This window comes from Labilithrix luteola, assembly GCF_001263205.1.
Lineage (GTDB): Bacteria > Myxococcota_A > Polyangia > Polyangiales > Polyangiaceae > Labilithrix > Labilithrix luteola.
The window spans coordinates 4234071-4257115 of record NZ_CP012333.1 but is presented as its reverse complement, the minus strand read 5'-3'; the positions used below and the strand labels follow the sequence as shown (position 1 = coordinate 4257115).

The 23045-nt window shown below is 65.9% G+C and carries 15 protein-coding genes; 9 read left to right on the top strand and 6 right to left on the bottom strand.

Annotation, left to right across the window (positions count from 1 at the left end; translation table 11 throughout):
• Positions 1-10: 10 nt before the first annotated feature.
• Positions 11-442, bottom strand: coding sequence for a PadR family transcriptional regulator (locus AKJ09_RS18960; RefSeq protein WP_205633743.1), 432 nt, complete (start codon positions 440-442; stop codon positions 11-13).
• Here AKJ09_RS18960 and AKJ09_RS53090 point away from each other — a divergent pair.
• Together AKJ09_RS53090 and AKJ09_RS18955 are read left to right on the top strand one after the other, a co-directional pair.
• The gene (locus tag AKJ09_RS53090) at positions 434-913 is read left to right on the top strand and encodes a hypothetical protein (RefSeq protein WP_169927660.1); all 480 of its coding nucleotides are present in this window, start codon (positions 434-436) and stop codon (positions 911-913) included. The genes AKJ09_RS18960 and AKJ09_RS53090 overlap by 9 nt on opposite strands.
• A gap of 79 nt (positions 914-992) precedes the next feature.
• Positions 993-2369 (top strand): sigma 54-interacting transcriptional regulator, encoded by a 1377-nt coding sequence (locus AKJ09_RS18955; protein ID WP_169927659.1) that lies wholly within the window; start codon positions 993-995, stop codon positions 2367-2369.
• A gap of 9 nt (positions 2370-2378) precedes the next feature.
• Here AKJ09_RS18955 and AKJ09_RS18950 read toward each other — a convergent pair whose 3' ends face one another.
• Genes AKJ09_RS18950 through AKJ09_RS18940 form a run of 3 tightly spaced genes read right to left on the bottom strand, consistent with a single transcriptional unit; the run spans position 2379 to position 5851 of the window.
• Positions 2379-3875, bottom strand: coding sequence for a serine/threonine-protein kinase (locus AKJ09_RS18950; protein ID WP_146648607.1), 1497 nt, complete (start codon positions 3873-3875; stop codon positions 2379-2381).
• Positions 3876-3888: 13 nt separating this feature from the next.
• The gene (locus AKJ09_RS18945) at positions 3889-4956 is read right to left on the bottom strand and encodes a hypothetical protein (protein WP_146648606.1); all 1068 of its coding nucleotides are present in this window, start codon (positions 4954-4956) and stop codon (positions 3889-3891) included.
• Between the two features lie 46 nt (positions 4957-5002).
• Positions 5003-5851 carry a hypothetical protein gene (locus AKJ09_RS18940; RefSeq protein ID WP_146648605.1) on the bottom strand — a complete coding sequence of 283 codons (849 nt, stop codon included), beginning with the start codon at positions 5849-5851 and terminating at the stop codon, positions 5003-5005.
• Positions 5852-6270: 419 nt separating this feature from the next.
• Here AKJ09_RS18940 and AKJ09_RS18935 point away from each other — a divergent pair, with 419 nt between their 5' ends.
• From AKJ09_RS18935 to AKJ09_RS18925, 3 genes are all read left to right on the top strand, one after another.
• On the top strand, positions 6271-9393 hold the full coding sequence (locus AKJ09_RS18935; protein ID WP_146648604.1) for an HzsA-related protein: 3123 nt from the start codon (positions 6271-6273) through the stop codon (positions 9391-9393).
• On the top strand, positions 9390-10748 hold the full coding sequence (locus tag AKJ09_RS18930; protein ID WP_146648603.1) for a VPLPA-CTERM sorting domain-containing protein: 1359 nt from the start codon (positions 9390-9392) through the stop codon (positions 10746-10748). Before AKJ09_RS18935 ends, AKJ09_RS18930 begins: the two co-directional genes overlap by 4 nt.
• A 143-nt stretch (positions 10749-10891) precedes the next feature.
• Positions 10892-12133 (top strand): hypothetical protein, encoded by a 1242-nt coding sequence (locus AKJ09_RS18925; RefSeq protein WP_146648602.1) that lies wholly within the window; start codon positions 10892-10894, stop codon positions 12131-12133.
• A gap of 11 nt (positions 12134-12144) precedes the next feature.
• Here the strand turns inward: AKJ09_RS18925 and AKJ09_RS18920 are convergent, their stop codons facing one another.
• Together AKJ09_RS18920 and AKJ09_RS18915 are read right to left on the bottom strand one after the other, a co-directional pair.
• Complete coding sequence (locus AKJ09_RS18920; RefSeq protein WP_146648601.1) at positions 12145-13794, bottom strand: hypothetical protein; 1650 nt, start codon at positions 13792-13794, stop codon at positions 12145-12147.
• A gap of 175 nt (positions 13795-13969) precedes the next feature.
• On the bottom strand, positions 13970-17068 hold the full coding sequence (locus AKJ09_RS18915; RefSeq protein WP_146648600.1) for a DNA translocase FtsK: 3099 nt from the start codon (positions 17066-17068) through the stop codon (positions 13970-13972).
• A 247-nt stretch (positions 17069-17315) separates the two neighbouring features.
• Here AKJ09_RS18915 and AKJ09_RS18910 point away from each other — a divergent pair, with 247 nt between their 5' ends.
• The 4 genes from AKJ09_RS18910 to AKJ09_RS18895 all read left to right on the top strand — a co-directional run bounded on the left by AKJ09_RS18910 (position 17316) and on the right by AKJ09_RS18895 (position 22995).
• Complete coding sequence (locus AKJ09_RS18910) at positions 17316-18938, top strand: hypothetical protein (RefSeq protein WP_146648599.1); 1623 nt, start codon at positions 17316-17318, stop codon at positions 18936-18938.
• Positions 18939-19060: 122 nt separating this feature from the next.
• A complete protein-coding gene (locus tag AKJ09_RS18905) occupies positions 19061-19915 on the top strand; it encodes an FHA domain-containing protein (RefSeq protein WP_146648598.1) in 855 nt (284 codons plus the stop codon).
• A 14-nt stretch (positions 19916-19929) separates the two neighbouring features.
• Positions 19930-20862: a ketopantoate reductase family protein gene (locus AKJ09_RS18900; RefSeq protein ID WP_169927658.1), complete on the top strand. Its 933-nt coding sequence runs from the start codon at positions 19930-19932 to the stop codon at positions 20860-20862.
• A gap of 354 nt (positions 20863-21216) precedes the next feature.
• Positions 21217-22995 (top strand): alpha-amylase family glycosyl hydrolase, encoded by a 1779-nt coding sequence (locus AKJ09_RS18895; RefSeq protein WP_169927657.1) that lies wholly within the window; start codon positions 21217-21219, stop codon positions 22993-22995.
• Positions 22996-23045 lie beyond the last annotated feature (50 nt).

The following is a 23045-nucleotide window of genomic DNA, read 5'->3' as shown; positions in this document are numbered from 1 at the left end:
TCCTCCGCATTCATCCGTTCGCGAGAAGCTCGTAGAGCTGGCGACGAGCTTCGATGACGATCTCGGTCGCGCGTTTCCTCTGGACCTCGGTTCCGACGAGCGAGACCTGTTTGGCGGCGAGCTTCAGCGCGACGACCGCATCACGCAGCTCGCCTCCCCCGCCATCCATGGCCTCCCAGGGAGCCGCCTCGCCGCGTGAGGCTCGGTCCTTCAGCTCGGCAATTCCCGAGCGCGTCAGCGCATAGATGCGCTTGCCATCGCGCTCTTCGGACGTGACGAGCCCTTCGTCGGAGAGGCGTTGCAGGTTGGGATAGATCGAGCCGGCACTCGGCGACCATGTCCCTCCGCTCTGGCGTTCGAGCCGCTGGCCGAGCTCATAGCCGTGGCCTGCGCCCTGTCGGAGTGCGAGCAGCAACGCCGCGCGTACCTCCCCATGACGCATGCGCCCGCGCCCGCCGCGCTCGTGTTGGTGTTCGTCTTCGCGGCCGCCCCCATGGCGGCCTTCTCTCGTTTTGTATCGCACTGCATTCCGATATATCGCAATCGCTCGAATCAGCAAGGCGGGCATGCCCGGAAAATGGGCGCCAACGAAGCTCATCCGTGCCTACCGACGACGACGTCGTCGTCACGCGCACGGGCCGCATACTCCGCGGCGCGCGGGAATCGTCAGGCAGACGAGTGGACGCACCTCGACGCCTGGGGACACGCCATCGAGAAGGTGACCGCCGGTGAACGCCCCGCCTCCGCGAACGAAGCATTCGCCATCGTCTCCGTACTCGACATGAATGCGGACGGCGCGCCAGAGATCGTCGTTCACGCGCGCTCCGCCGACACCTACGACGACGATGTCTACACTCTCGAGCCCGACGGCCGCGTTCAGCTCGTCGTATCGCGAAGCGGCGGATACGCCTGAGCCGGCGCGCCTCTTCGTGAGGGGAGCTCGCGCCGGGGGTGGTTACCTTCCGGCGGCAAAGTTCTCTATTCTGTCCCCGATGAGTGACGAAGAACGCGGCGAGGAAAGCCCGATCGCCGGGACCGAGCGCGCACGGATGCCGACGATCACTCCGGACGCGGTTGCACTCATCGTGATTTCTGGCGCGGCGAAGGGCACGAACGCCCTCGTTCCCGGCAAGACCGGCGGCACGCTTCGTGTGGGAAAGGCCCCGACCAACGATCTCGTCCTTCCCGACTCGACGGTCTCGCGACACCACTTCTCGGTCGAGCGCACCGCGGACGGCATCCGCGTCGTCGATGCCGGCAGCACGAACGGACTTCGCGTCGGAGGCGCTGCGATCAAGGAGGCGATCGTCACGCCCGGTACGCTGCTCGAAGCCGGAGACGTCCAGCTCCTCGTGGGCGTCGAAGCGCGTGACGCCGTTTTGCCACCGAGTCCGAACGACACCTTCGGGTTGGCTCGAGGCACGAGCCAGGGCATGCGTCGCATCTTCACCGTGCTCGAGCGCATCGCCAAGACGCCCGCGAGCATCCTTCTCGTCGGAGAGACCGGAACCGGCAAAGACATCCTCGCGCGATCCATCCATGCGAAGAGCACACGCGAGGGAGGGCCTTTCGAAGTGGTCGATTGCGGCGCGATCGCCGGCACGCTCATCGAGAGCGAGCTCTTCGGTCACGAACGCGGCGCCTTCACCGGCGCGGTGAGCGCACGCACGGGTGCCTTCGAGCGCGCAGCCGGAGGAACGCTCTTCCTCGACGAGCTCGGCGAGCTACCTCTCGAACTCCAGCCCAAGCTTCTGCGTGTGCTCGAAGCTCGTGAGTTTCGGCGCGTCGGTGGCTCGAAGACGATTGCCGCCAACGTTCGCATCGTCGCCGCGACCACACGCGACCTGGCGCGCGAGGTCGAGCAAGGGAGATTCCGGGAGGACCTCTTCTTCCGACTGGCCGTGGTGACGCTCGACATTCCTCCCCTGCGGTCACGTCGCGAAGAGATCCCTTTGCTCGTCGAGGGGCTCCTCGAAGCCGCCGGTGCGACCCCGGACCGAAGGCCGGACGCGGCAACGCTCTCCGCTCTGATGGCCTACGATTGGCCGGGCAACGTGCGTGAGCTGCGCAACGTGATCGAGCGCACGCTGCACCTCTCGCCGATCGGCTTCGAGCTCGCGAACTTTCCTCCCCGTCCCAACGCCGACAACGGCTCGCTCTTTCCCGCGTCGACGTTCGATGCCTCGGTGAGTTATCGCGAGAATCGAGCGCGCGTCGAGGAGCAATTCGAGCGAAGCTACATCGGCTGGCTGCTCGAACGTCACGAAGGCAACGTCTCGGCGGCCGCGCGCGAGGCACGCATGGATCGAAACCATCTGACCGACCTCGCGACCAAGTACAACCTCCAGCGGCGACGCCGCGGAGGCTGAGAAGCACGTTCACTCGCGGTCCGAAGGCAGCCCCATCAAGCCTTTTGGCGTCGTCGTTCCACGCGGAGCTGCTCGCGGCGCTCGCTGTGCGGGCGGCGCGGAGGCACGTGGCGACGGCGCGGAAGAAGCGCTCGATGCCGAAACGCTCGGTGCAGCGGGCACGTCCGTCGACGCGGACGCGACAGGGCTCGCTTGGACCGTCACCGAGGGTGACGACGACGGAACCGTCGGAGTTGACGACGTTGCCGCTTGGCTCTTTGCCGACGCGTGCGAACGCAGCGCGAAGATTGCCGCAAGCACGCCAATGACGATCCCGACGCTCATCGTCATCGCCACGCGGAAGCCGGAACGCGCCATCGGCGGTGGTCGCGGGGCGTCCAAGACCGCTTCCGCCGGCGGGGCCCGCCGCTCCGTCGCCTCGACGACACGCTCGGACGTGACCCGTTCAGGCAAAGCCTTCGGCGGTGGCGACGGAGATGCCTGCGGCTCCGGCACCGGCGTGCTCGAGCTCTCGACCTCCGCCAAAACCGCTGAACGCGCCGCGAGCGAATCACGCGCCGCCTTGTCCAGCCACGCCGAGACCTCGGTGGGCGATGCGACGCCGAGCGTCTCCTCGAGGGCGAGCGCCATCTCGCGTGCCGTCGAGAAACGTTCGGCTGGAGCCCGCGCGAGAGCTTTCCGAAGCAGCGAGTCGATGCTCTCCGGCAAATCGGGATTGAGCGATCGCGCACTCGGGATCTCCGCGAAGAGGACGCGCTCGAGGATCGCCGCTGTGGTCTCGCCGTCGAACAGACGCTGACTCGTCAACGTCTCCCAAAGCACCACGCCCGCACCGAAGAGATCGGATTTGCGAGTGGCGCGCTCGCCGTGCAGCTGCTCGGGAGCCATGTACGCGAACTTCCCTTTGATCTGTCCTTCGCGTGTGGTCACGAGGCGCCCCGCGGCGCGCGCGATGCCGAAATCCAGCAAGTGAGGGAGGCCGTCGACGCCGACGAGCATGTTTTGGGGAGAGACGTCTCGATGCACGATGTCGAGCGGCGCGCCGTGTTCGTCACGTGCTTCGTGCGCGGCGTGCAAGCCGTGCAGACAGCCAACGACGATGGACGCCGCAACGCGCGGCGGAATGCGCTCTCCGCGATTCTTGGCGGCACGGAGCAGGTTCGAAAGCGCTTCTCCCTGGATGTACTCCATCACGAGGAAGATCTCGCCGTCGGCCGCGACCACATCGAGCGTGGAAGCGACGTTCGGATGTCGAATCCGGGCGGCGAGCCGCGCCTCGTCGAGGAACATCGAGACGAACTCGGGCTCGCGAGCAAACTGCGCGTGCAGGCGCTTGATGGCAACCGTTCGCGAAAAGCCGACCGGACCGAGCAAGCGCCCGAGGTGCACGGTGGCCATGCCGCCCGAGGCGATCTCCCGATGAAGCGCGTAGCGCCCTACGACCCTGATCTGGTCGGACTTGCTCGTCTCCAGGGACGACAGAGACGGCGCGCGATCGGCGGACACGACGGCGAGTCTATCACCGTGGCCGGTGCACCACGGTTCCGTCGCCTCCGTTCACCCAGTAGACACCCGTAGCATCGACCGCAAGGGCCGTGGGAAACGCCTGCCCGGTGGCCAAGGCGGTGGCCGAGGTATTTGCCGGCGCGTCCTTGTCGACCATCCACACACCGTCGTCCGTGACCCAGTAGAGCTGGTTACCCTGGAGTACGAGTGACGGCCGAGAGCTGGCTTGCGTCGTGGAGACGACCTCGTTGTCGGTGCAAGGGGCGCAAGCCGTCGCACTGCCGAGCGTGCAACGGTGGAGCTCCGACGGCGTCAACCAATAGAGATGCGTGTCGTCGGCGGCGAAGTCGAGCCAGTCGGCGTCGACCACGTGCACGCGCGTCGCGTCCGCCACCGAGATGCAGTCGATGGCGCCATCGGCTACCGCGTAGATGCGAGTACCCGAGGGATCGGGCACGATGTCCACGTAGGCTGGCCCCGCGTCGATGTCGATGCGCTTCGACGCGCTCATGCTGGCGGCGCAACCCTTCGGCACGACGTAGATCGGATAGTTGTAGTTAACCTCGTCGCGAGCGAGCACGTACGTGCGGCGCCCGTCGGTTCGAAGCCTGCGAGGCCTCGACTCGCAGGGGCCGAAGGACCCGGAGGCCCCGGGACCGCAGAGGAAGCTGACGCAGAACCGCTCCGTGACGCGCCAGTAGACGGTGTCGTTCGGAATGGAGACCATCTCCTGAGGGATTCCGGTGAGTCCTGTCACGAGATCGTGAACGCCGCCGTCTCCGTCTTTTCGAATCGCGCGGACTCCGGCGTCCGCCGCGGCAAGAGTCCAATAGACAGAGTCTTGATCGACGGCAATTCCACCGAACGGCGACTTTTCACCGCTCGCGAGAATCGATGCGTCACCGAAGGTGGGCGTCGGAGGCCGCGAGCCATCCGTCGACGACTCCGAATCGCTCACGACGTCACCATCGCGCACGCCCGCGTCGGAGGCGGTATCGGCATCCGAGAGTCCGTCGACCGTATACGACGATTCGAACCCGGCAATCAGCGCACATTGCACACAGGCAACGGCGACAGTCATGAACGCCAATCCAATCGACGCTCGTTTGAAGAACGAATACCTCATCTCAAAACTGCCCCGCGAATCCCCATCGATTGGGACCGACGTATGCCGCCGTGCTCGGACTCGCTGCCTTGGGGCTCGTCACGAGCAGATACACTCCCACGCCCGCCGCAACGAGACCGACACCGAAACCGATCGTCGACAGCGTCGCCGAGGAACGCGCATCTTCTTGCAGGTCATAGCCGTGCTGCGTGCACACCGAGCCGTGACAGAGCGCATCGGCGTCGCTCTTCGTCGAGAGCGTCTCCAGACCGAACACGGTTCCGACGCCAATACCGACGACGCCAACGGCTAGCGCACCGTAGGTGGCCATCGGGCGAATCGTTCCGCCGCTCGATTTCGCCGGCGAAGGCTTTTCGATCTTCGGCTCGACGTGCAGCGGCTCGATGGCCGGGGTCACTTTGGCAGGGACCTGCAGTTCGGGAATCACGAGCTCCGCGCTCGCCGGCCCTTCCACGATGGTCACTTCCCCAGACCACACGGCTTCACCGGACGTGGCGACGACTTTGTGATTGCCGGGATCGAGCGGGAGCGGAGTGCCGATGGCTTCGTTGATGATGCGCCGACCGTCGATCGTGATGGCCACGTTCGGATCGGGGTGGCTCAGACGAAGCGTGAGTCGAGAGAGCTTCGTCTCGAGATCCGTCGCTCGTCCGCGGGCGAGCTGCTCGATACTCGTGCGATGCGCGTGCGCCGCTTGAGCGGCGGCTTCGGTGAACTCCGCCCATGCGCTTGCGCTCTTGCCCTGCATGTCATGACATGCGGCAAGATTCGTGAGCGTCCCGGTCTTCGGCTCCAGGCGGTAACTGCCCTCGAGCTTCGCGCAGGCCTCGTCGATCTGTCCGGCGCCCATCAACGTGCGACCTTCACGGAACAACGTTTCGGCGAGCGCCTTGTCGCTTGCCGACTGCGCATGCGCGATGCGAGGCGCCAGTCCCGCGAATGCGACGAGTGCGAGTTGCGCACATCGAGGACCGACTCGCCTACGCCGAGTACGAAGCGTGGGTTGCACACGGTCACGCTATCAAATGACGACTTTGACGCCACTGTTACGGCCCTCCCAAACACAACAAGTGCAATGCGGGCCGAGCCCTACATGCAATGCGGGCTGGGCCCCGCATCGCCGAAGGCAGGCGAGCGTGACGATGGCGCAGGGCCAAGAGCGACTGCGAGAAATCTCATGCGGCATACCGGTTGCTACTTCGCCGGCCGATGCGAAAGCGCGCACGTTCGACGAAACTACGAGCCTCCCTGTCTCTCGGTCTGCGGGCGATGACAGGCGCCTCGGCGGTCCTCGCGTGGTCCGAGACCGCGCACGCCGACGAAGTACCGATTGTCTATTCTCGCTGCCCGCGCGGACACGGCCCCACCACCGTCACCGGCACGCTCGTGAAGGGCGGCGTGGCGTCGAGCGCGACGGTCACCCTGCCGATGGCAGGCGAACTGAACGAAACGTTACCCGACACCGCGCGAACCACCGGCTCGTTCGTCGCCCCCTGCGACCTCGTCTACCGTGACGAAAAGGGCACGGAGAAGATTCTGTATTCCTGCATCGCGACGTCCACCGAGGACAACGCGTGCGCAGCGCTCGATGCTTCCGTTTCGTTCGACGCGAAGACCGTCGCTTTCGCCGTGTTCCACGGCAAGCTCGACCGGCTCATGGGCACGGGCAACCCTACGATCTTCGATCCGGCGGCGGAGAACGCGGGCGATTTCTTTCGAGCTCCACTGCTCGGCTATCAGCTCGCCACGACGGACGCCCAGATCGTGCTCGTCGAGGTGGCGACGGGAAAGCTCACGCCACTGCCCTATCCGCCAGAGAGCATCAACTTCGCGCCCACTTGGCTTTCGGACGGTCGATTGATGTTCAGCTCGGCGCGCCGCGAGATCTACGCGCCGATGCCCTACTTCTGCGACAACAACAGCGCGCGAGCCATCCAGCTCTATACGATGGATGTCGACGGGCGAAACCTCGAGCTCGCCGCCCCGCACGCCGCCGGAGCAGAGCTGCATCCGATGCAGATCGTCGACGGACGCGTGGTGTCGTCCTCGTGGCAGGAATTCGGGCTGCTCCCTTACCGCCACGGCAACTCCTGGGGCGGTTGCGGAACGACGACCAACTTCTTCCACATGTACGCGCAAAGGCCCGACGGCTCGAATGCCGTGGCCGTGTACGGTCAGCACCTCTCCGATCCCAAGCCCAGCGAGCCGACGGCCGCGACCCATGTGTCGTCGCACTTCTTCGGGCAGACGTCGGACGGCCGGATGTGGACCGCAGAGTACTACCGAGGAAACAACCTCGGACTCGGGAACATCGTCGGCTTCGAGCTTCCGCCCGAGGGCCAAGAAGGGATGAACGCGGCCGAGGCCGCCGCCACCAACACGTCGGCGTATCGCCCGCCCGGACAGGTCCGCCTCGCCGAATGGGCGTCTCCGAACGACCTGCAATCGGGCCCGATGCCCGCTCCGCCGATGACGATCCCCGGCTACACGTCCCCGCTTCCGTTCGCCGGCAAGCTCGGTCACCCCGCGGGTCTGCCGGGCAACAAGCTCCTCGTCACGTGGGGCGTCGGCATGTGTACGCAGGCAACCGGTGCCTACGAGTTCCTTCTCATGAAGGATTGGCAGAAGACCTACGGCGACACGCCAATGTGTGACGTCGGTATTTATCGCACGGCCGAGCTGCCCACGACGGGAACGAATCCCGTGCCTCATCCCTCGGCGCTCGTCCCCGTCGTGAACGATCCCGCGTTCCACGAGTTCATGGCGAAGCCGGTCGTCCCGTATTCGCAGATTCACCAGGTCGAGAAGCCGGCCATCATCGAGCGACCGGAGATCGGCAACGGTGACGTCTCCCTCGAGCACGGAACGCCGTTCGGTGTGCTCGGCGCATCGTCGATCCTCCATCGCGAGACGAACCCGGGCGTGCCACTCGCCTTCGAGAGCGAAGAGTGGTTTTACCGCGGCACCGACGCGATCGATTATACGAACGACGATCTGTGCGGCGTGCGCATTCTCGCGGTCTATCCGAATCGCAAGGTGGAGTCGTACTGGAAGTCGGCCACGACCTTGGGGGAGCGCGTGGCCATCCTCGGCGAGTTCCCGGTTCGCAAGAAAGACGGCTCGAAAGACGGCCTCGACATGCCGGACACGTCGTTCCGCGTGCGCTTTCCCGCGGACACGCCGTACTTGATGCAAGGCATCGATTGCGAAGGTCACACCCTCAATACCGATCAGACTTGGCAATCGCTGCGCGCGGGCGAAACGAAGACGTGCAATGGCTGTCACGTCCACAGCGCGGCGGCCACGAAGCTGCCGTATGCGTCGACACGCGCGGCCCTGGATCCGGGGAACAACACCGCGATTCTCGGCAACGGCAAGATCCCGCTCATGGTCGGCAAAAGCGGCGCAGACGTGCAGAAGCGCGAGGTCGACGGCTTCTCGTACATGATCGAATTCGACATGGACATCGTGCCGATTCTCGAGAGGCGATGCGTCTCGTGCCACTCCGGTGAGGGCGCGCAGGCCGGGCTGCGGCTCGACATTCCGCGCGACTTCAAGAAGGTCGAACAGAACCAGGACGACTCGACGTACTACCGCCTCGTGCTGGACGTGAATCAGAAATACGTCCCGGCGAGTTTGCGGCGCCATGGCAGCCACGACGTGTCGCTCAACAAGCCTCAAGTCTCGAAATACATCCGAACCCCGAATAGCCGGCGAAGCCTCCTTTTCTGGAAGGCCAAGAACCAGCGCACGGACAATCGAACCGATTCGTCCTTCGACGACGACGTGGACTTCGGCGCGAATCACCCCACCGACACCACGCCAGAAGAATTGCAGACGCTCGCTCGTTGGATCGATACCGGCTCCGGCTGGGGTTCCGACTTCAAACTGGACAACCTGATTCCCACGCTTCATCTGGTCGGCGTCGCTTCCGGTCAGACGATCACCGCGCTCAAAATCGGCACCGTGGACACCGGCGATGGCATCGATCCGGCTTCGCTCACGGTCTGCGTGGCACCGCCGGGCGGCGAATGCGGCCCCAACCTCGCGACAAAAGCCGAAGTGGCCGGTGTCACCACGATCCAGCTCGCCCAGCCGCTGAGTGATCTCGAGTCCGAAGTCCTCGCGACAGTGAAGGATCGCGCCGGCAACGTGCGCGAAGCCCGATACACCGTCCGCTACCTTCTGGCACTTCCGCCTCCCCCTCCGCCGGGAACCACCATCGGTGCGAACGGCGCGGACGGCACGAGCGGAGGCAGCAACGGCGCGAACGACAGCGGAGGATGCGGCTGTCGAATCGGCGCGCGGCAGGCTCCCGAATTCGCCGCCAGCCTCTTCGTGGCCCTCGGACTTCTCGCGTCGGCGCGTCGCTCGCGAAAGCGAAACGCATGAGGAGCGCCAGACGCGCCGTCAGCGTCGGTCTTGCCGTCACTCTCGGCTTGGCGACGGAATCAGTAGCCGTCGCGGCTCCCACGCAGAATCCGAGATTGACGGCAATTCCACCGAATACCGCGATCGACCTCGGCAAGTACACGTGTGAAAATCCCGCGGGGGCGGGGGGCGGCTGCACGTCCATCACGGACTACAGCGGAATGGTCTACGACCCTATCCATCACCAGCTGCACATGTTCGGCGGCGGTCACGCCCAGTCGACCGGAACGCTCCGCACCGACGTCTCCTCGTTCGATTTCACCACGCTGACGTGGTCGAGCGGGTACACCCCGACGTCGTGTGCGGAGATGAACCTCGACAACATGGACACCACGAACGGCTCGTGGCGTTCGACGGGGCAGCCGCTTGCCCGCCACACCTACGACATGCTCGTGATGGTCAACGACCCGCCGCGCATGATGATGATGGGCTCGGGTGCGCTCGGAGGAGAGGTGTGCAGTGGCTCACCCGCGCCGCCGGGGTTCTCCATCACGACCAAGGTCGGCGGCTACGATCCAACCACACGAAAATGGACCTTCGGCAACACGACCCTCGATGAGTGGGATGGGTATTCGTCGGCCGAATACGATCCTGTCTCCAAGGCGACGATGGTGCTCGGGAGCTACGGGCTCTGGGCCTACGACGCGAAGACGGACAGCTTCTTCGGAAGTCAGTTCGTTCCGACGGAGATCGGGTACGCGAACAACATGGTCTACGCGCCCGCCACCGACCGCATGTACTACTTCTCGCGGGGCGATCGAACGCGCGTGTTCGAGCTCGCTCTCGATCGAGCCGAATGGAAGTCTTCGACGCTCACCGAGCTCGTCGGCTCCGAGGGGCCGACGACGCCCGAAACGGGCTTCGCGTACGACACGGTCAATCAAGTCATCGGTGGCGCCGTCATCGACGGCTCCTTCTCCACCTTCGATCCGAAGACCAAGTCCTGGAACACGGTGGTGATGCAGACCGATCCTCCAGGCGGAACGATCGGAACCATGGCGTTCCACGAGATCGCCTTCGATCCGGTCGACGGCGTCTACATCTTCCTCACCGACTACCCTTCGGGCTTCCGCGTGTGGGCCTATCGCTACGCCGGATCACCACCTCCGTCGCCTCCCGCGACTCCGGGCGAAGAGCCGGGAACTTCGAAGGGCGGAGACAGCGCGAGCGGCGGGACGGAGACCACCTCGTCCTCGTCCTCTACCGACGGCGGCGGATGTACGGTTGGCCGGCGAGCGTCACGGAATGTCTCCACGAGCGCATGGCTGTTGGGCGCAGGGATTCTCGCGTTCGCCGCGGTACGCCGACGCCGGTAGGTGGAGATCTCGCCACGTTGCCAATTCGGCGGGACGGAGCGCCGGGAATTGACACGGTGTCCGCCAATTCCGTCGAACGAGTGTGAATTCGCGAAGATACTTACAAGATCGAAAGCGGCATAGCGGTTGCTGGAGTGCGCCGCATGATGGTTCCCGGTTCCGAGGAGCGGCGCACGACGTTTTGGCGGCGACTCTTCCATCGCTGGTTCGTGGAATACAATCCGCTCTACCTGCTGAGCGCAGCGCTCGTCTTGGCAGGAACGATCCTCTGTGCGCGCGGTCTATCGCACGACGGAAGTGTCTACGGTGGACTGGGCGTCGCGGCCGTCGCCGAGCTCTATGCGGGCGTGCTCATCGGAGGAGCCGCGCTGCTCATGCGCATCGGCCAGCGACGCTCGGGCGTGCTCCTCGGCCTGCTCACGGTGGTCTATCAGGCGGACGTCACGCTCCACACCGAGACGTGCCCGAACCTTGGCTGGGCCGGTGCCATCGGAACACTGGTGTGGCTCGCTGCCTTCGAGACGAAGATTGCCACGCTGGCAGCGGCCCTCCGCATTCGGCCTTCACGCGTGATGCTCGCGACGACGCGCCTCGGCGCCGTCGGCCTCGCGCTCTTTCCCTATTTGCTCTCGCGCATCGACGAGCGCACGACGACCTTCCTCGTGGGCGGCTGGTTGCTCGCTCTGTCGATCGGCGCCGAACGCGCTCACCGCACGCCCGCCGTCACGAGCGTCGTGGCACTCGACCCATGGGCAGCCACCGTCTTGCGTCGAACGACGCGCGCGACCTGGCTCGTGTGGGGGTCGCTGCTCGGCCTGCACGTCCTCTTCTGGTCCACGCAATACCACCTGTCGCGAAGTGCGCTTCTCCTGGCAGCGCCGGTTCTCGTGGTCCCCTGGCTCCGCAGCGAGCGGCAGATTTGGGCCACCGTTGCCGGCGCCCTGGCGCTCGCGCTGGTCTCACCATCTTCGTTTTCGGCGTCTGCCGTCATGGTGGCAAGCACGCTCGTGTTCCATGGCGTTCGCTTGGCCGAAGCCGAGGCGTGCGGTCATCACCGTCGGTACGTGGTCGCCGCGCTCTTCGCCCTCTACCTTTCGGCGTGGACCATGCGCTGGACGTCGGGCCCGTGGCCTTCGCACGTCCTCGCGGTGGACGTGCTCATCTCGCTTGCCGTCGTTCTCGTCGCGTGGCGCATGCGAGCGCGGCTCGCGTATGCACCGCTCACCCTCGTATGGACACACTTCGTCGTGCAGGCGCGCGTGGTTCCTGCTCCCCACTCGCTCGTCGAATGGGGAGCGACGTGCATTGCCTCCGGCTTCGTTCTGCTCGTCGCTTGCCTTGCCGCCGGGTACGCGTTCCGCGCGAATCCCGAATCGAAGGAATGACCTCGACCCGGCTAATTCGCGCGCGCGCGACGTCGGGCGAGGAGCCACGCGGCGACGACGAGGAGCGCACCGCCACCTCCTCCGGCGTGACCTCCGACGCCACAGCCGCTCGACGACGAATCGTCGCCACCGCCTCCCGACTCGGGCGCGACCGGACCGACTCCTCCGTTGGACGAGCCACCACCACTCGAGCCGGACGAGCCGCTCGAGCCACCGGACGACCCCGTCCCCGAGGAGCCGCTCGAGCCGCCCGACGACGAACCGCCGTCTGCGAGGGGCGAGGACCCACCGTCGGGATCCATGCCGCCATCGGATCCCGAAGAGCCGCCATCGGGCTCGGGTGAGCCCGAATCCGGCACGCCCGCGTCGAACGGGCCCGTGCCGTATTCGAATGCGCCGATGTCGATGACGCCGACCTCCGGGCGTGGCTCCGCGGTGCCAGGCGCCATCAGCGTGCGACGCGGAGGATGGAAGAGCGGCTTGGCGAGCGGCGACGGAAACGCGTGGCCTGCTGGGCTGGCCGTCGTCGTCGTCCCCTTGTCGACGAGCGGACTGTTCGCTTTCGGCGTGAAGTCGTTCGCGGCGGCATTCACGAAGAGCGGGTCGGTCCCTGTCAGGGTTCCCGTCCAGCCCGCAGGCACCGCGGCCGAGCCGGTGCGAATCCAATTGTCGATTCCCGACACTTGCTCGCCCGCGACCCACGACGCCTCCGCGGTTCGCATCAAGTTGAACGTACCGCCCGACCACCAAAAGACGTTGTCGTGCATTTCGACAGAATCGATTCCGTCGAAAACGCGGAATGCAGTCGAGCTCGCCCCCGCTCCGATGAAGGTATTGTTCATGAAGCGATAGCGACCTTTGGACTCGCCCGTTCCATCACCACCGACGCGCGCGAAGAAGAAGTTCGAAGTCTTCTTCAAGACGTTGCCGACGACGTCCGAGTCCTCACGCTTCAAACTAGCGTCGACGCCGCCCGCGGGATCGGGGCCGATGAGCTCGAGCTCGTGGTAGAGCGCCCCTTCGATCCAGTTGTAGTAAATCTCATTTCGTTCGGCGCGCGATTTGACGCTGTTGCCGCCGTTGGCGTCGTGCACGTAGCAGAACTGCATGCGGAAGACGGAGCCGGGATGCGCGACCTCGTCGGTTGCCATGTAGACCTGGTGGTCTTTGTCGCCACCACCGCACGCATAGACTTCGGTGTACTCGAGGAGCATCGAGCCGGAGTCGTTGTCGGCTCCGAGAATCCCTTGCTTCGGACAATCGTGGACGACGGAATCGCGAATCGTGATGTCGTCGGCGTGGTGGAAGAAGCAGCGGAACGAGCCGCCCGTGATCTCGAGGCCCTCGAAGACGTAGTGGTCGCCCGAGGCCTCGATCGTATTCGTTCCGCCGCTGATGATCGGGCGTTTGCCGCCCACCTTGATGCCGCGAATGGTGATCTTCGACGCCGACGTTCCGGACTTCTCGAAGGTGACGGCCGGATACGTCGCATTGCCGTCGACCTCGACGACGTCCCCCGCCTTGAGGCTGTTCGCGATGGCGCCGAGGTTCTTGTTCGTGCGCGTGGGCCCTACTTGATACGTCGTCGCCGCGGCGACGGAAGAGACGAGTAGTGCGGATACGAACGCGGGGAGCGCAACGAAGATTCCTGTTCGACGCATGGGCGCAAGTCTGATCGACGACTCGGGTCCACACAAATCACTCGAATCCTCGTATCGACGATTGTCACTTCGCGAGACAACCGATTCCAACACGAATGCCGTTCGTACAAGCCCGACGCAATTTCGAGTGGCACGAAGGTCGTGCGGCCCGAGAGAGAGGCGTGCCGCGCGCTCGTCAGATCGGGGCGATGAGGACTTCGCGGTCCTTCGAGCCGTTCGCGGGGCCAACGAGGCCGCGCCGCTCCATCGTCTCGACGATGCGGGCCGCGCGGTTGTAGCCGAGGCCGAGCTTGCGCTGCAGCCACGAGGTCGAGCAGCGGCGCGTCTCGGCGACGATGCGCACGGCGTCGTCGTACATCGCGTCTTGCTCGCCGTCGTCGTCGTCCTCACCCGCGCCTTCCTCGTCGCGCGGCTTGAGGATGTTCTCGTCGTAAACGGGCTCACCCTGCGAGCGGAGGAAGTCGGTGACCTCCTGCACTTCTTCTTCGCTGACCCACGGGCACTGGACGCGCTTCGTCTCGTTCGTGCCGTTGAGCTTGATGAGCATGTCGCCGCGACCGAGGAGGTGCTCGGCGCCCTGCTCATCGAGAATCGTGCGCGAGTCGATCTTCTGGGCCACGCGATACGCGATACGCGTGGGGAAGTTCGCCTTGATCATGCCGGTGATGACGTCGACGCTCGGACGCTGCGTCGCGAGGATGACGTGCATGCCGGCGGCGCGGGCCTTCTGCGCGAGACGCGCGACGCACGCTTCGACTTCCTTGCCCTGCTGCATCATGAGGTCGGCGAACTCGTCGACGACGATCACGATCATGGGCAACGTCTCGGGCAGCGGCTGCTCGCCTTCCGGATCGTCGAAGCTCACCGAGAGCTGGTCGGGGAGGCCGTTGAAGTCCTTGCCCTGGATGACCTTGGGCAGCGGGTTCTTGATCTCGCCGGCGCGAACGCGCTTCACCCAGCCGTTGTAGGTGCCGATGTTCTTCGTGCCGGCGTCCGCGAAGAGCTGATAGCGGCGCTCCATCTCGTCGACCGCCCACTTGAGCGCGTTCGACGCCTGCTTCATGTCGGTGACGACCGGCAGGAGCATGTGCGGGATGCGGTCGTACGGCGCGAGCTCGACGACCTTCGGGTCGATCATGAGCATACGCAGCTCTTCGGGCGTGCGCCGGAAGAGGAGCGACGTGAGCATGACGTTGAGACCGACGCTCTTACCGGCGCCCGTCGCACCGGCGACGATCGCGTGCGGCATACTCGCGAGGTCCGCGTAGACGGGATTGCCGACGATGTCGCGACCGAGCACGACGGGGAGCGGAACGTCGAGGCTCTGGAAGCGGCGGTCTTCGACGAGGTCGCGGAGATTGACCGGAACGCGTTTCTCGTTCGGGAGCTCGAAGCCGATGCGGTTCTTCCCCGGAATAGGCGCGACGATACGCACCTTCTTGGCGAGGGCGAGCGCGAGATCGTCCGCGAGCGCGGCGACCTTGCTCACCTTCGTGCCGGCGACGGGCGAGACCTCGAACGTGGTGACGACCGGTCCCGGGAGGATCTCTTCGACCTTGCCGGTAACCTTGTAGTCCGCAAGCGTCTTGACGAGGAGCTCGGCGTTGCGACGGAGCTTCTCCTCGTCGAACGTCGGGCCGACTTCGGGCTTCGCTGCCACGAGCATGTGGAGCGGGGGGAGCGTGAACTGTGGCGAGCCGGCCGAGGACTTCTTGGCGACGACGGCGGGCTTCTTCGGCTCGGGCGCGGGCTCGATGGGCGTGTCCTTCTCGAGCGCGGCGGACGTGTCGACGATCGTGATCTCGGCAGGCTTCTTCGCCGGCGGCGTGCGCTTCGCCTTGGCCTTCGACGCGACCTCGAGCCCCTCGAGCGGCGTGACGGCGAGCGACTCGTTGCTGGGCGGTGCGTCGTCCATGACGGCGCGCGCCACGGACTCGGACTCCGCCTCGGCGTCGGTCTTCTTGCGGCGCGAACGACCGCGTGCGGGCGGCGCCTCTTCGATCTCGGGCTCGTCCGACTCTTCTTCTTCCTCGGACTCGGCCTCTTCCTCGGCGGCGAGCTCCTCCTCGATCACCTCGGGCGGCTTGCGGGCACGCGAGCGGCGCGGCTTCGGCGCTTCTTTCGCTTCGATTTCGAAGGCGACGTCGTCGCTCTTCGGCGTCTCGACGCCCACGAGAGCCGTCGGGTCGACCTTGCGACGGCGCGGCTTGCGCTTCGGCTCGATGGACGTGGCCTCCCCGCCCATGACGACGAGCGGGTTTTCCTCGGGGAACACCTCGCCCATGACGCGTGAACGATGGACGACGCCGGAGCGATCGCTCTCCGGCAAGAGATCGTCGCCGTCCTCGTCGTGCGGGGCGAGGATGGTCGCCTCGCCCCCGCCGCGAAGCTCGATGAGCGGCTCATCGTCTCGGCGGCGCTGCTCTTCCTTCTCGCGTTCGAGCTCGCGTGCCGTGCGCCACGCATCGGCCACCGAGCGCGCACCGTTGGCGGTCTTCTCCGCCGACATGGTGCCGAGGCGCGCGAGCCAGCGCATGAGCGCGATGAACGAGAACGACGCGCGGCCGATGAGAATGAGACCGATCAGCGCGAAGCCGACGAGGAACGACCCGATCGTCGAGAAGAGCGAACGGGCGACCTCGCCGAAGAGCTCGCCGACCATGCCGCCTGCCGGATGCTTTCCGAAGAGCATCTTGCCGGGGCCGCCGACCTGCACGAGCGCGGCGCCGATGACGACCATCAGGATGTCGCCCGCGAGACGCGTCGCGGTGACGTTGCTGCGCTTGCCGCGCACGAAGGGGATACCGAGCAGCACCGCTTCGAGCGGCACGACCCACGCAGCGACGCCGACCAGCGTGACGAATGCACGCGCGACGACGGCACCGACAGGGCCCACCCAGTCCTCACCCGTGATGGGCGGAGGCGCGTCGGGCAGTGCCGCGGCGAGGTTCGCCTGCGGATCGCCCGCGTACGAGCTCAAGGCGAGCGAGAGGAAGATGGCGAACGTCCAAAGGAGCAGCGCCGCGACCTCGCGACCCCGCGCGAAGCTCTGAGGCTGCGCGCCGAGCACGTTCGTCAAACGCGTGTTGGACGGAAGCGATCCCGGTGGACGAACGGCCGAAGGGAGCGAGAGCGGCTCGCTCGGACTCCGCTTCGGTGAGAACACCGGTTCGTTTCGAGGAGCCTGCCCGACGCGCGGGGAAGCTTCGACGATTCCGCTGTCGGGCGTCGTGTTACGTGCCCGCGCGGGGCTGAAGAGGCTCGAAAGCGTCATGCCTACGTTGACCTACATAAAAACCTAGAGGCTTTCGCCTACACTCGTCAACAAAGGCTCCGGCACGGCTTCTGACCAGCGCTTCGCTAAGCGCCTGCGGGCTCTAGCCGGGGGGGAAATCCTTTGGGTATCCTCCAAGGTCCAGCGTAATGTTCGGTGCCAACAAGCGAATGGGTGGCGAGTCCGGCCACGTTCACGTCGAAAGATGGCCATCGAAAGATGGCCGAGGGAAAAGATGGGCGGAACGATGAGGCAGCGTGCCTTCGGCAACTGGAGGCGTTCTGCGGTCCTGGCAGTAGGACTGACGACGTTTGCAGGGTCGACGGTCGGGTGCCGCGTCGCCGAGAGCGACGTCAAGCGCTGGGAGACCACGCAGCACGGGCCCTACAAGCTCGTGGCGGTCGTCACCCACGACAAGTACGGCTGGGATCTCCGGACCGACGCCGCGCTTTCACTCATCCGCATGCCGCCTCGCGGCGGCGTTCGCCAGGGCATCGGCTTCCTGGTCGACAAGTACAAGGACGACGAGGGCCAGACGCGCGAAGGCGCGCTCAATCAGCTCGGTGAAGAAGCACGCCGTCAGGTCGTCGACCGCATGGCGCCGGAGCTCATCAATCAGCTGAAGACTCCCCCGCCGGCGCGCACGCCCGAGGGCCGTCTGCCGCCCGATCCGACCATCGCGTACAAGGACGCGGCCTTCGCGATGCTCACGCACGAGCCGCCGCTCGTGTCGAACGAAGCAACGCGCGCGCAGCTGAAAGACGCGCTCATCCACTGGGCGCAGACCGGCTTCGAAGACCGCATCGAGAACGGCGCACAGCAGTTCGGCCTCGAGCAGATGATGCACTGGCTCGGCCCGGAGAGCGTTCGCACGCTGCCCGGCATCATCAACGAGAACACCGCGCGCCTCGACCGCATCGCCGGCCTCGTCAACGACGTCGGCGACGACCAGGCGAAGCAGAAGGCGTCGGAGGCGCTCGTCGCGCTCGCCACCCGCTACACGTCGAAGGACTGGCTCGACGCGCAGACCAAGGTCGTCAAAGACTCGAACGCCAAGAACAACATCAAGGCGGACGACAACCAGGTCGCGGGCCAGGTCGACAAGATCCAGGAGCGCCGCCTCACGGAAGAAGTCTTCCCGGCGATGAAGAAGGTCGGCGGACGCCCGGCGATCGACTACCTCTTCTCGTACGCGGCGAACGGTCAGAACCCCGCCGAGCGCCGGAAGCTCGCGCTCGCCGCGCTCGAAGGGCGCGTCGACAAAAACAATCCCGCCGATCTCGATCGCGTCTTCGCCATCGCGAAGAACGACGACACGCCCGACGCCGTGCGCGACGTCGCCTTTGCGCGCCTCGGCGAGTTCCCCAAAGAGCAGATCGTCCCGAAGCTCTACACGATCTTCGACGCGAAGCATTGGAAGGTACGCTGGGTCGCCGCTTCGCTCGTCTTGAAGACGATGTCGACGAAGCAGGTCCACGAGTTCATGTCCCACCTGCCGAAGACGCCGGCGACGAAGATGGGCATGACCGAGCCGCTCTCCTACGGCGAGCTGATTCGCAAGATGGAGCCCGCCAACGGCGAGCCCAAGCCGCGCGACGTGATCATGCCGTACCTCGGCAGCAAAGAGTTCGGCGCGAAGATGACGGCGCTCGGCTTCTTCTGGGAGGGCAAGAAGGCCGATCACGGCATCGTCGAGCCGTACTCGGCAGACAAGACGGCGCTTCCGAAGTGCGACAAGGAAGATGACTGCTCGTGGCAGTGCGACGTCCCGAAGGCAGGTTCGAAGGACCCGAAGGAGACGGAGCCGAAGGAGCTCACGACCGTCGGTGAATTCGTGAAGTTCTGCCTCGTGCCCTCGATGGAGAAGTGACCGGTAAGGTCGTTGCTCCCCCGTTTCCCCGCGCTTTTTCTGGGGTCTCTTACGAATCGCTTCCCAGACACCCGCGAACGCAATATTTTTTCGGTAAGGCGAGCAAAGGGCTGAAATCAGAGATGAGCTCGGATCCCAACAAGAAGAGCCCCCGAACGTTCCAATGCCGGGACATGCTCTGGGAGACGTTCGAGCAGATGGCGCGCGAGCTCGAATGCAGCGTCGACTATCTCATCAACGAGGCCATGAAGCAGTACGCCCGCCAGCGTAGCTATGGCAACCGCACGCCGTATCCCAGCGCGCGCGGCGGCATCGAGGGTAGCGGCGGCGGCCACGGCGGTGTCGGCCATGGTGGTGGTGGCGGCTTCGCAAGCGCTCCTCCCCCTCCGATGCCTCCGCCGTCGATGCGTGCGGGTGGCGTATCGCGAGCCGCAGCCGGCCTGCCGCCTCCGCCTGCGCGTGGTGGTGGCCTTCCTGCTCCGCCTCCCCCGCCTCGTGGTGGTGGGTCGAGCGGGCTCGGTATGCAGCCCCCTCCCCGCATGGGCGGTCCGCTCGGCTCGGGCGCGCGCTCGCAGCCTCCGCCGCCTCCGCGCACGAGCGCGGCTCCACCTCCCATTCCCGGTGCGCGCACCGCGGCGATGCCGCCGATCCCCGGCGCGGGCGGCGGTTACAACGGCGGCGGCCTCAGCCCCGCGACGACCACGCTCAGCATCATCTACCAGGGCGACAAGGTCGGCGTGACGAAGGACCGCTTCGTCATCGGTCGCGGCAAGCAGTCGAGCGACCTCACCCTGAAAGACCCGAACGTGTCACGTCAGCACGCGATGGTCGAGTACCAGAACGGCGTCTACTTCATGGTCGACATGGGCTCGACCAACGGCGTCGAGTACAACGGCCAGCGCATCGCTCGTAAGCAGATCGCCGAAGGCGACGTCTTCCGCATCTGCGACCACGACCTGCGCTTCACGTACCGCTGAGGGGCACGCGCGCCGTGCACGTCGCAGTGTACGGCGCCGGTGCGCTGGGTTCGGTCTACGGCGTTCGTCTCGCGACGCGGACGAACACCACGGTCTCGTTCGTCGTGCGGAAACGCAGAGTCGCCGAACGCACGTCGATCGTCATCGAGCGGGTACGGGGCAACCTCCGCGAGGAGATCGCTTCACCGCACCGCACGGACGTCATCGCAGGAGACGTCGACCTCATCCTGCTGACGGTTGCGACCGACAAGCTCGAAGAGACGCGCTCCGTACTCGAACAGTCCGACGCGCCCATCGTCGTGCTCACGCCGATGATGCCGCAGGACTACGCACGCATGCGTGAAGCCTTCGGCGATCGCGTGCTCGCCGGCATGCCCACCGTGGTGGCGTACGCGCGCGAGAACGTGATTCGGTACTGGCAGCCGCCGGAGCCCACACGGATCGACGAGCCGCGTGCGGGCGATCGTGCGGCCGTGGTTCGTGCACTCGTGCGTTCACTCGAGGAGGCGGGGATCCCCACGCACCTCGAGATGGCGGTGCACGAGATCAATCCGGCCACGACGGTGTGCTTCATTCCAATCGGGATGCTCGTCGCGATCGCAGGAAGCCTCGAGCGGCTCGCGCGGGATCCCGTTCTCGTCGACCTCGCTGCGCGCGCGTGCCGCGAGGGCGCCGAGCTGGCGCCGAGGCTTGGCCATCCCATGGGGCTCGCCACCTTCGCTCCCCTTCTCGCGCACACGCTGCCGCTTCGAGCGACCGCGGCCGTACTCGGGCGCCTTTCCCCCGAAGCTCTCACGTACGTCGACGTTCACTTCGGTCGCAAGCTCCTCACGCAGCACGCCGCCATGGCCCGCACGATGAGCGACCTCGCCCGCCTGAAGAGCACTCCGCACGTGGCTCTCGACGAACTTCGTGACCGACTCGCGGCAGTGAACGTCGACGACTGACGTACGGCCCGGCTGTCTGCTCCAAGCGCGTTTGGCGCACGCGTCGCGAGCGACGGGACAAGTTGGCTCGCTGCGGGACTCCCCGTCTTCACGCGAAGACACGTGCGCACCGAACGAAGGGTCGGAAATGTTCGAAACGCCTCGTCGCCGTACGTGAAAGCGAACCGCCGGCGGCGACGCTTCGGCCGGCACATCGCGTGCAATACGCGCGACTGCGCCGACTTCGACGTTGCTCGAAGCCGTGCAGCAAGGGGGTTCAGGAGCTCCGATCATGACTCGCACAACCTCGCGCCGCGTGCCGCCCGCTTCCCCTCCTCTGCCCGAGACCGAGTGGTACGCGTCGTGGCAGCCCGCGTGACCGCGCAACCAAAGCTCGGCCTGGGGGTCCATCCTGACGAGGGAGGAACAACCTTCGTCGTTTGGACCACGAACGCACGCCAGGTCGGCGTCCGTCTCTTCGACGAGCAGGGGAATCCCCTACGGACAGAACGTCTCGACGCACGCGGCGACGGTCGCTTCGAAGGGCGTCTCGAGGGCGTGAGCGTCGGTGCCCTCTACAAATTCGTTCTCGACGATGAAGAGGTGCCGGACCCCTACGCGCGTTGGCTGCCCCTCGGCGTCCACGGCCCGGCCCGCATCACGAAACGCGGCCGCGCCGAACCGCTGCTCGACGCACCGCTTCCTTCGGGCTGGGTCGTCTACGAGCTGCACATCGGCACCTTCACGCCGCAAGGAACCTACCGCGCTGCAGAAGATCGGCTCGACCACATCGCCGATCTCGGCTTCACGGCCATCGAGCTCCTCCCCGTTGCTGCGTTTCCTGGAGCACGCGGCTGGGGGTACGACGGCGTGGCTCCGTTCGCTCCCTATGCCGGCTATGGCTCGCCCGACGAGCTCCGTGCATTCGTGCGCGCGGCACACCGGCGCGGACTCGCCGTGATCCTCGACGTCGTCTACGACCACTTCGGTCCTGCCGGGAGCTACCTCACGAAGTTCGCGAGCGAGTACTTCACGGGCGAGCCCGAGACCGGTCGCGGGCCCGTCCCCGATTTCACACGCGAGCCAATGCGTAGACTCGTACTCGACAACGCGCGCTACTGGCTCGACGAGTTCGGCTTCGACGCGCTCCGCATCGAGTCGGCACATGCCATGCGCGATCCTTCGCAGCTGCACGTCCTTCGTGCCATCACCGGCATGGCACACTCGCTCGAAGTTCCGCGCCGCGTGTTCTTCCACGACGAGCGAAGCGATCCGGACGAGCTCAAAGCCCTCGGCGCGGACGGTGTCTGGGCGAGCGACTTCCAACGTCAGCTGCACGTCTTGCTCACACAAGATCACGACGGGGACTACGCGAATTACGAAGGAACGCTCGCCGCCATCGCCGAGACGGTCAACGAAGGATGGATCGGCACCGGCATTTCGCAGCAAGGAGAACGCTCGCGTCGAGCTTCCCCTCGCGCACGCGGCCTCACGCCGGAGAGCCTCGTGTATTGCCTGCAGAATCACGAAGACGTCGGCAATCGCGCCTTCGGCACGCGGCTCACTGCCGACGTCGACATCGATGCGTTCTGTGTGGCGTCGGCGTTCCTCCTCTTCTTGCCCGCCACGCCGCTCGTGTTCATGGGTCAGGAGTGGGCGGCGTCTTCGCCTTTTCCACTCTTCTCCGACCACGACGCGGAGTTCGGCGACGCCGTTCGTACGGGACGACGCGAGAAGTTCCAATCGTTCGCGACGTTCGCCGAGGCCCGTATGCGCGATCGGATCCCCGATCCGCAAGCCAGGAGCACCTTCGAATCGGCGCGACTCCACTGGGAAGAACGCTGGCGAGAGCCGCACACGCGCGTGCTCGGAACCTATCGTGCACTGCTGCAGCTACGGGCGCACGACCCGGTTCTGTCGGCGGCGTGCGCGTGGGCCGATCTCCGAGCAACGGTGCACGGGGACGTCCTCGAGGTCGTCCGCGCGCGAAGCCGTTTCAAGCGTCGCTTGCTCCTCAACTTCGGAGGCGAGGAGATCGACCTTCGCGCGCTGCCGTCGCTTTCGAGCGTCGAGCAGTCTCTCGTGCTCTTCACGCGCGGCCGCTTCCAGAGCGGACATCTCGGTGCGCGCGCCGTGGCGATCCTCGCGGAGTGACCACGACGACCGCCGCGAACACGAGCGCGATGCGCACGGCCCCATCGTGC

Coding starts and splice junctions, on each gene's coding strand:
- AKJ09_RS18910 (WP_146648599.1), top strand. CDS start 17,316: ATGAGGCAGCGTGCCTTCGGCAACTGGAGGCGTTCTGCGGTCCTGGCA.
- AKJ09_RS18930 (WP_146648603.1), top strand. CDS start 9,390: ATGAGGAGCGCCAGACGCGCCGTCAGCGTCGGTCTTGCCGTCACTCTC.
- AKJ09_RS18915 (WP_146648600.1), bottom strand. CDS start 17,068: ATGACGCTTTCGAGCCTCTTCAGCCCCGCGCGGGCACGTAACACGACG.
- AKJ09_RS18945 (WP_146648606.1), bottom strand. CDS start 4,956: ATGACTGTCGCCGTTGCCTGTGTGCAATGTGCGCTGATTGCCGGGTTC.
- AKJ09_RS18940 (WP_146648605.1), bottom strand. CDS start 5,851: ATGGGCGCCGGACAGATCGACGAGGCCTGCGCGAAGCTCGAGGGCAGT.
- AKJ09_RS18960 (WP_205633743.1), bottom strand. CDS start 442: ATGCGTCATGGGGAGGTACGCGCGGCGTTGCTGCTCGCACTCCGACAG.
- AKJ09_RS18955 (WP_169927659.1), top strand. CDS start 993: ATGAGTGACGAAGAACGCGGCGAGGAAAGCCCGATCGCCGGGACCGAG.
- AKJ09_RS18935 (WP_146648604.1), top strand. CDS start 6,271: ATGACAGGCGCCTCGGCGGTCCTCGCGTGGTCCGAGACCGCGCACGCC.
- AKJ09_RS18920 (WP_146648601.1), bottom strand. CDS start 13,794: ATGCGTCGAACAGGAATCTTCGTTGCGCTCCCCGCGTTCGTATCCGCA.
- AKJ09_RS18905 (WP_146648598.1), top strand. CDS start 19,061: ATGAGCTCGGATCCCAACAAGAAGAGCCCCCGAACGTTCCAATGCCGG.
- AKJ09_RS53090 (WP_169927660.1), top strand. CDS start 434: ATGACGCATGCGCCCGCGCCCGCCGCGCTCGTGTTGGTGTTCGTCTTC.
- AKJ09_RS18925 (WP_146648602.1), top strand. CDS start 10,892: ATGATGGTTCCCGGTTCCGAGGAGCGGCGCACGACGTTTTGGCGGCGA.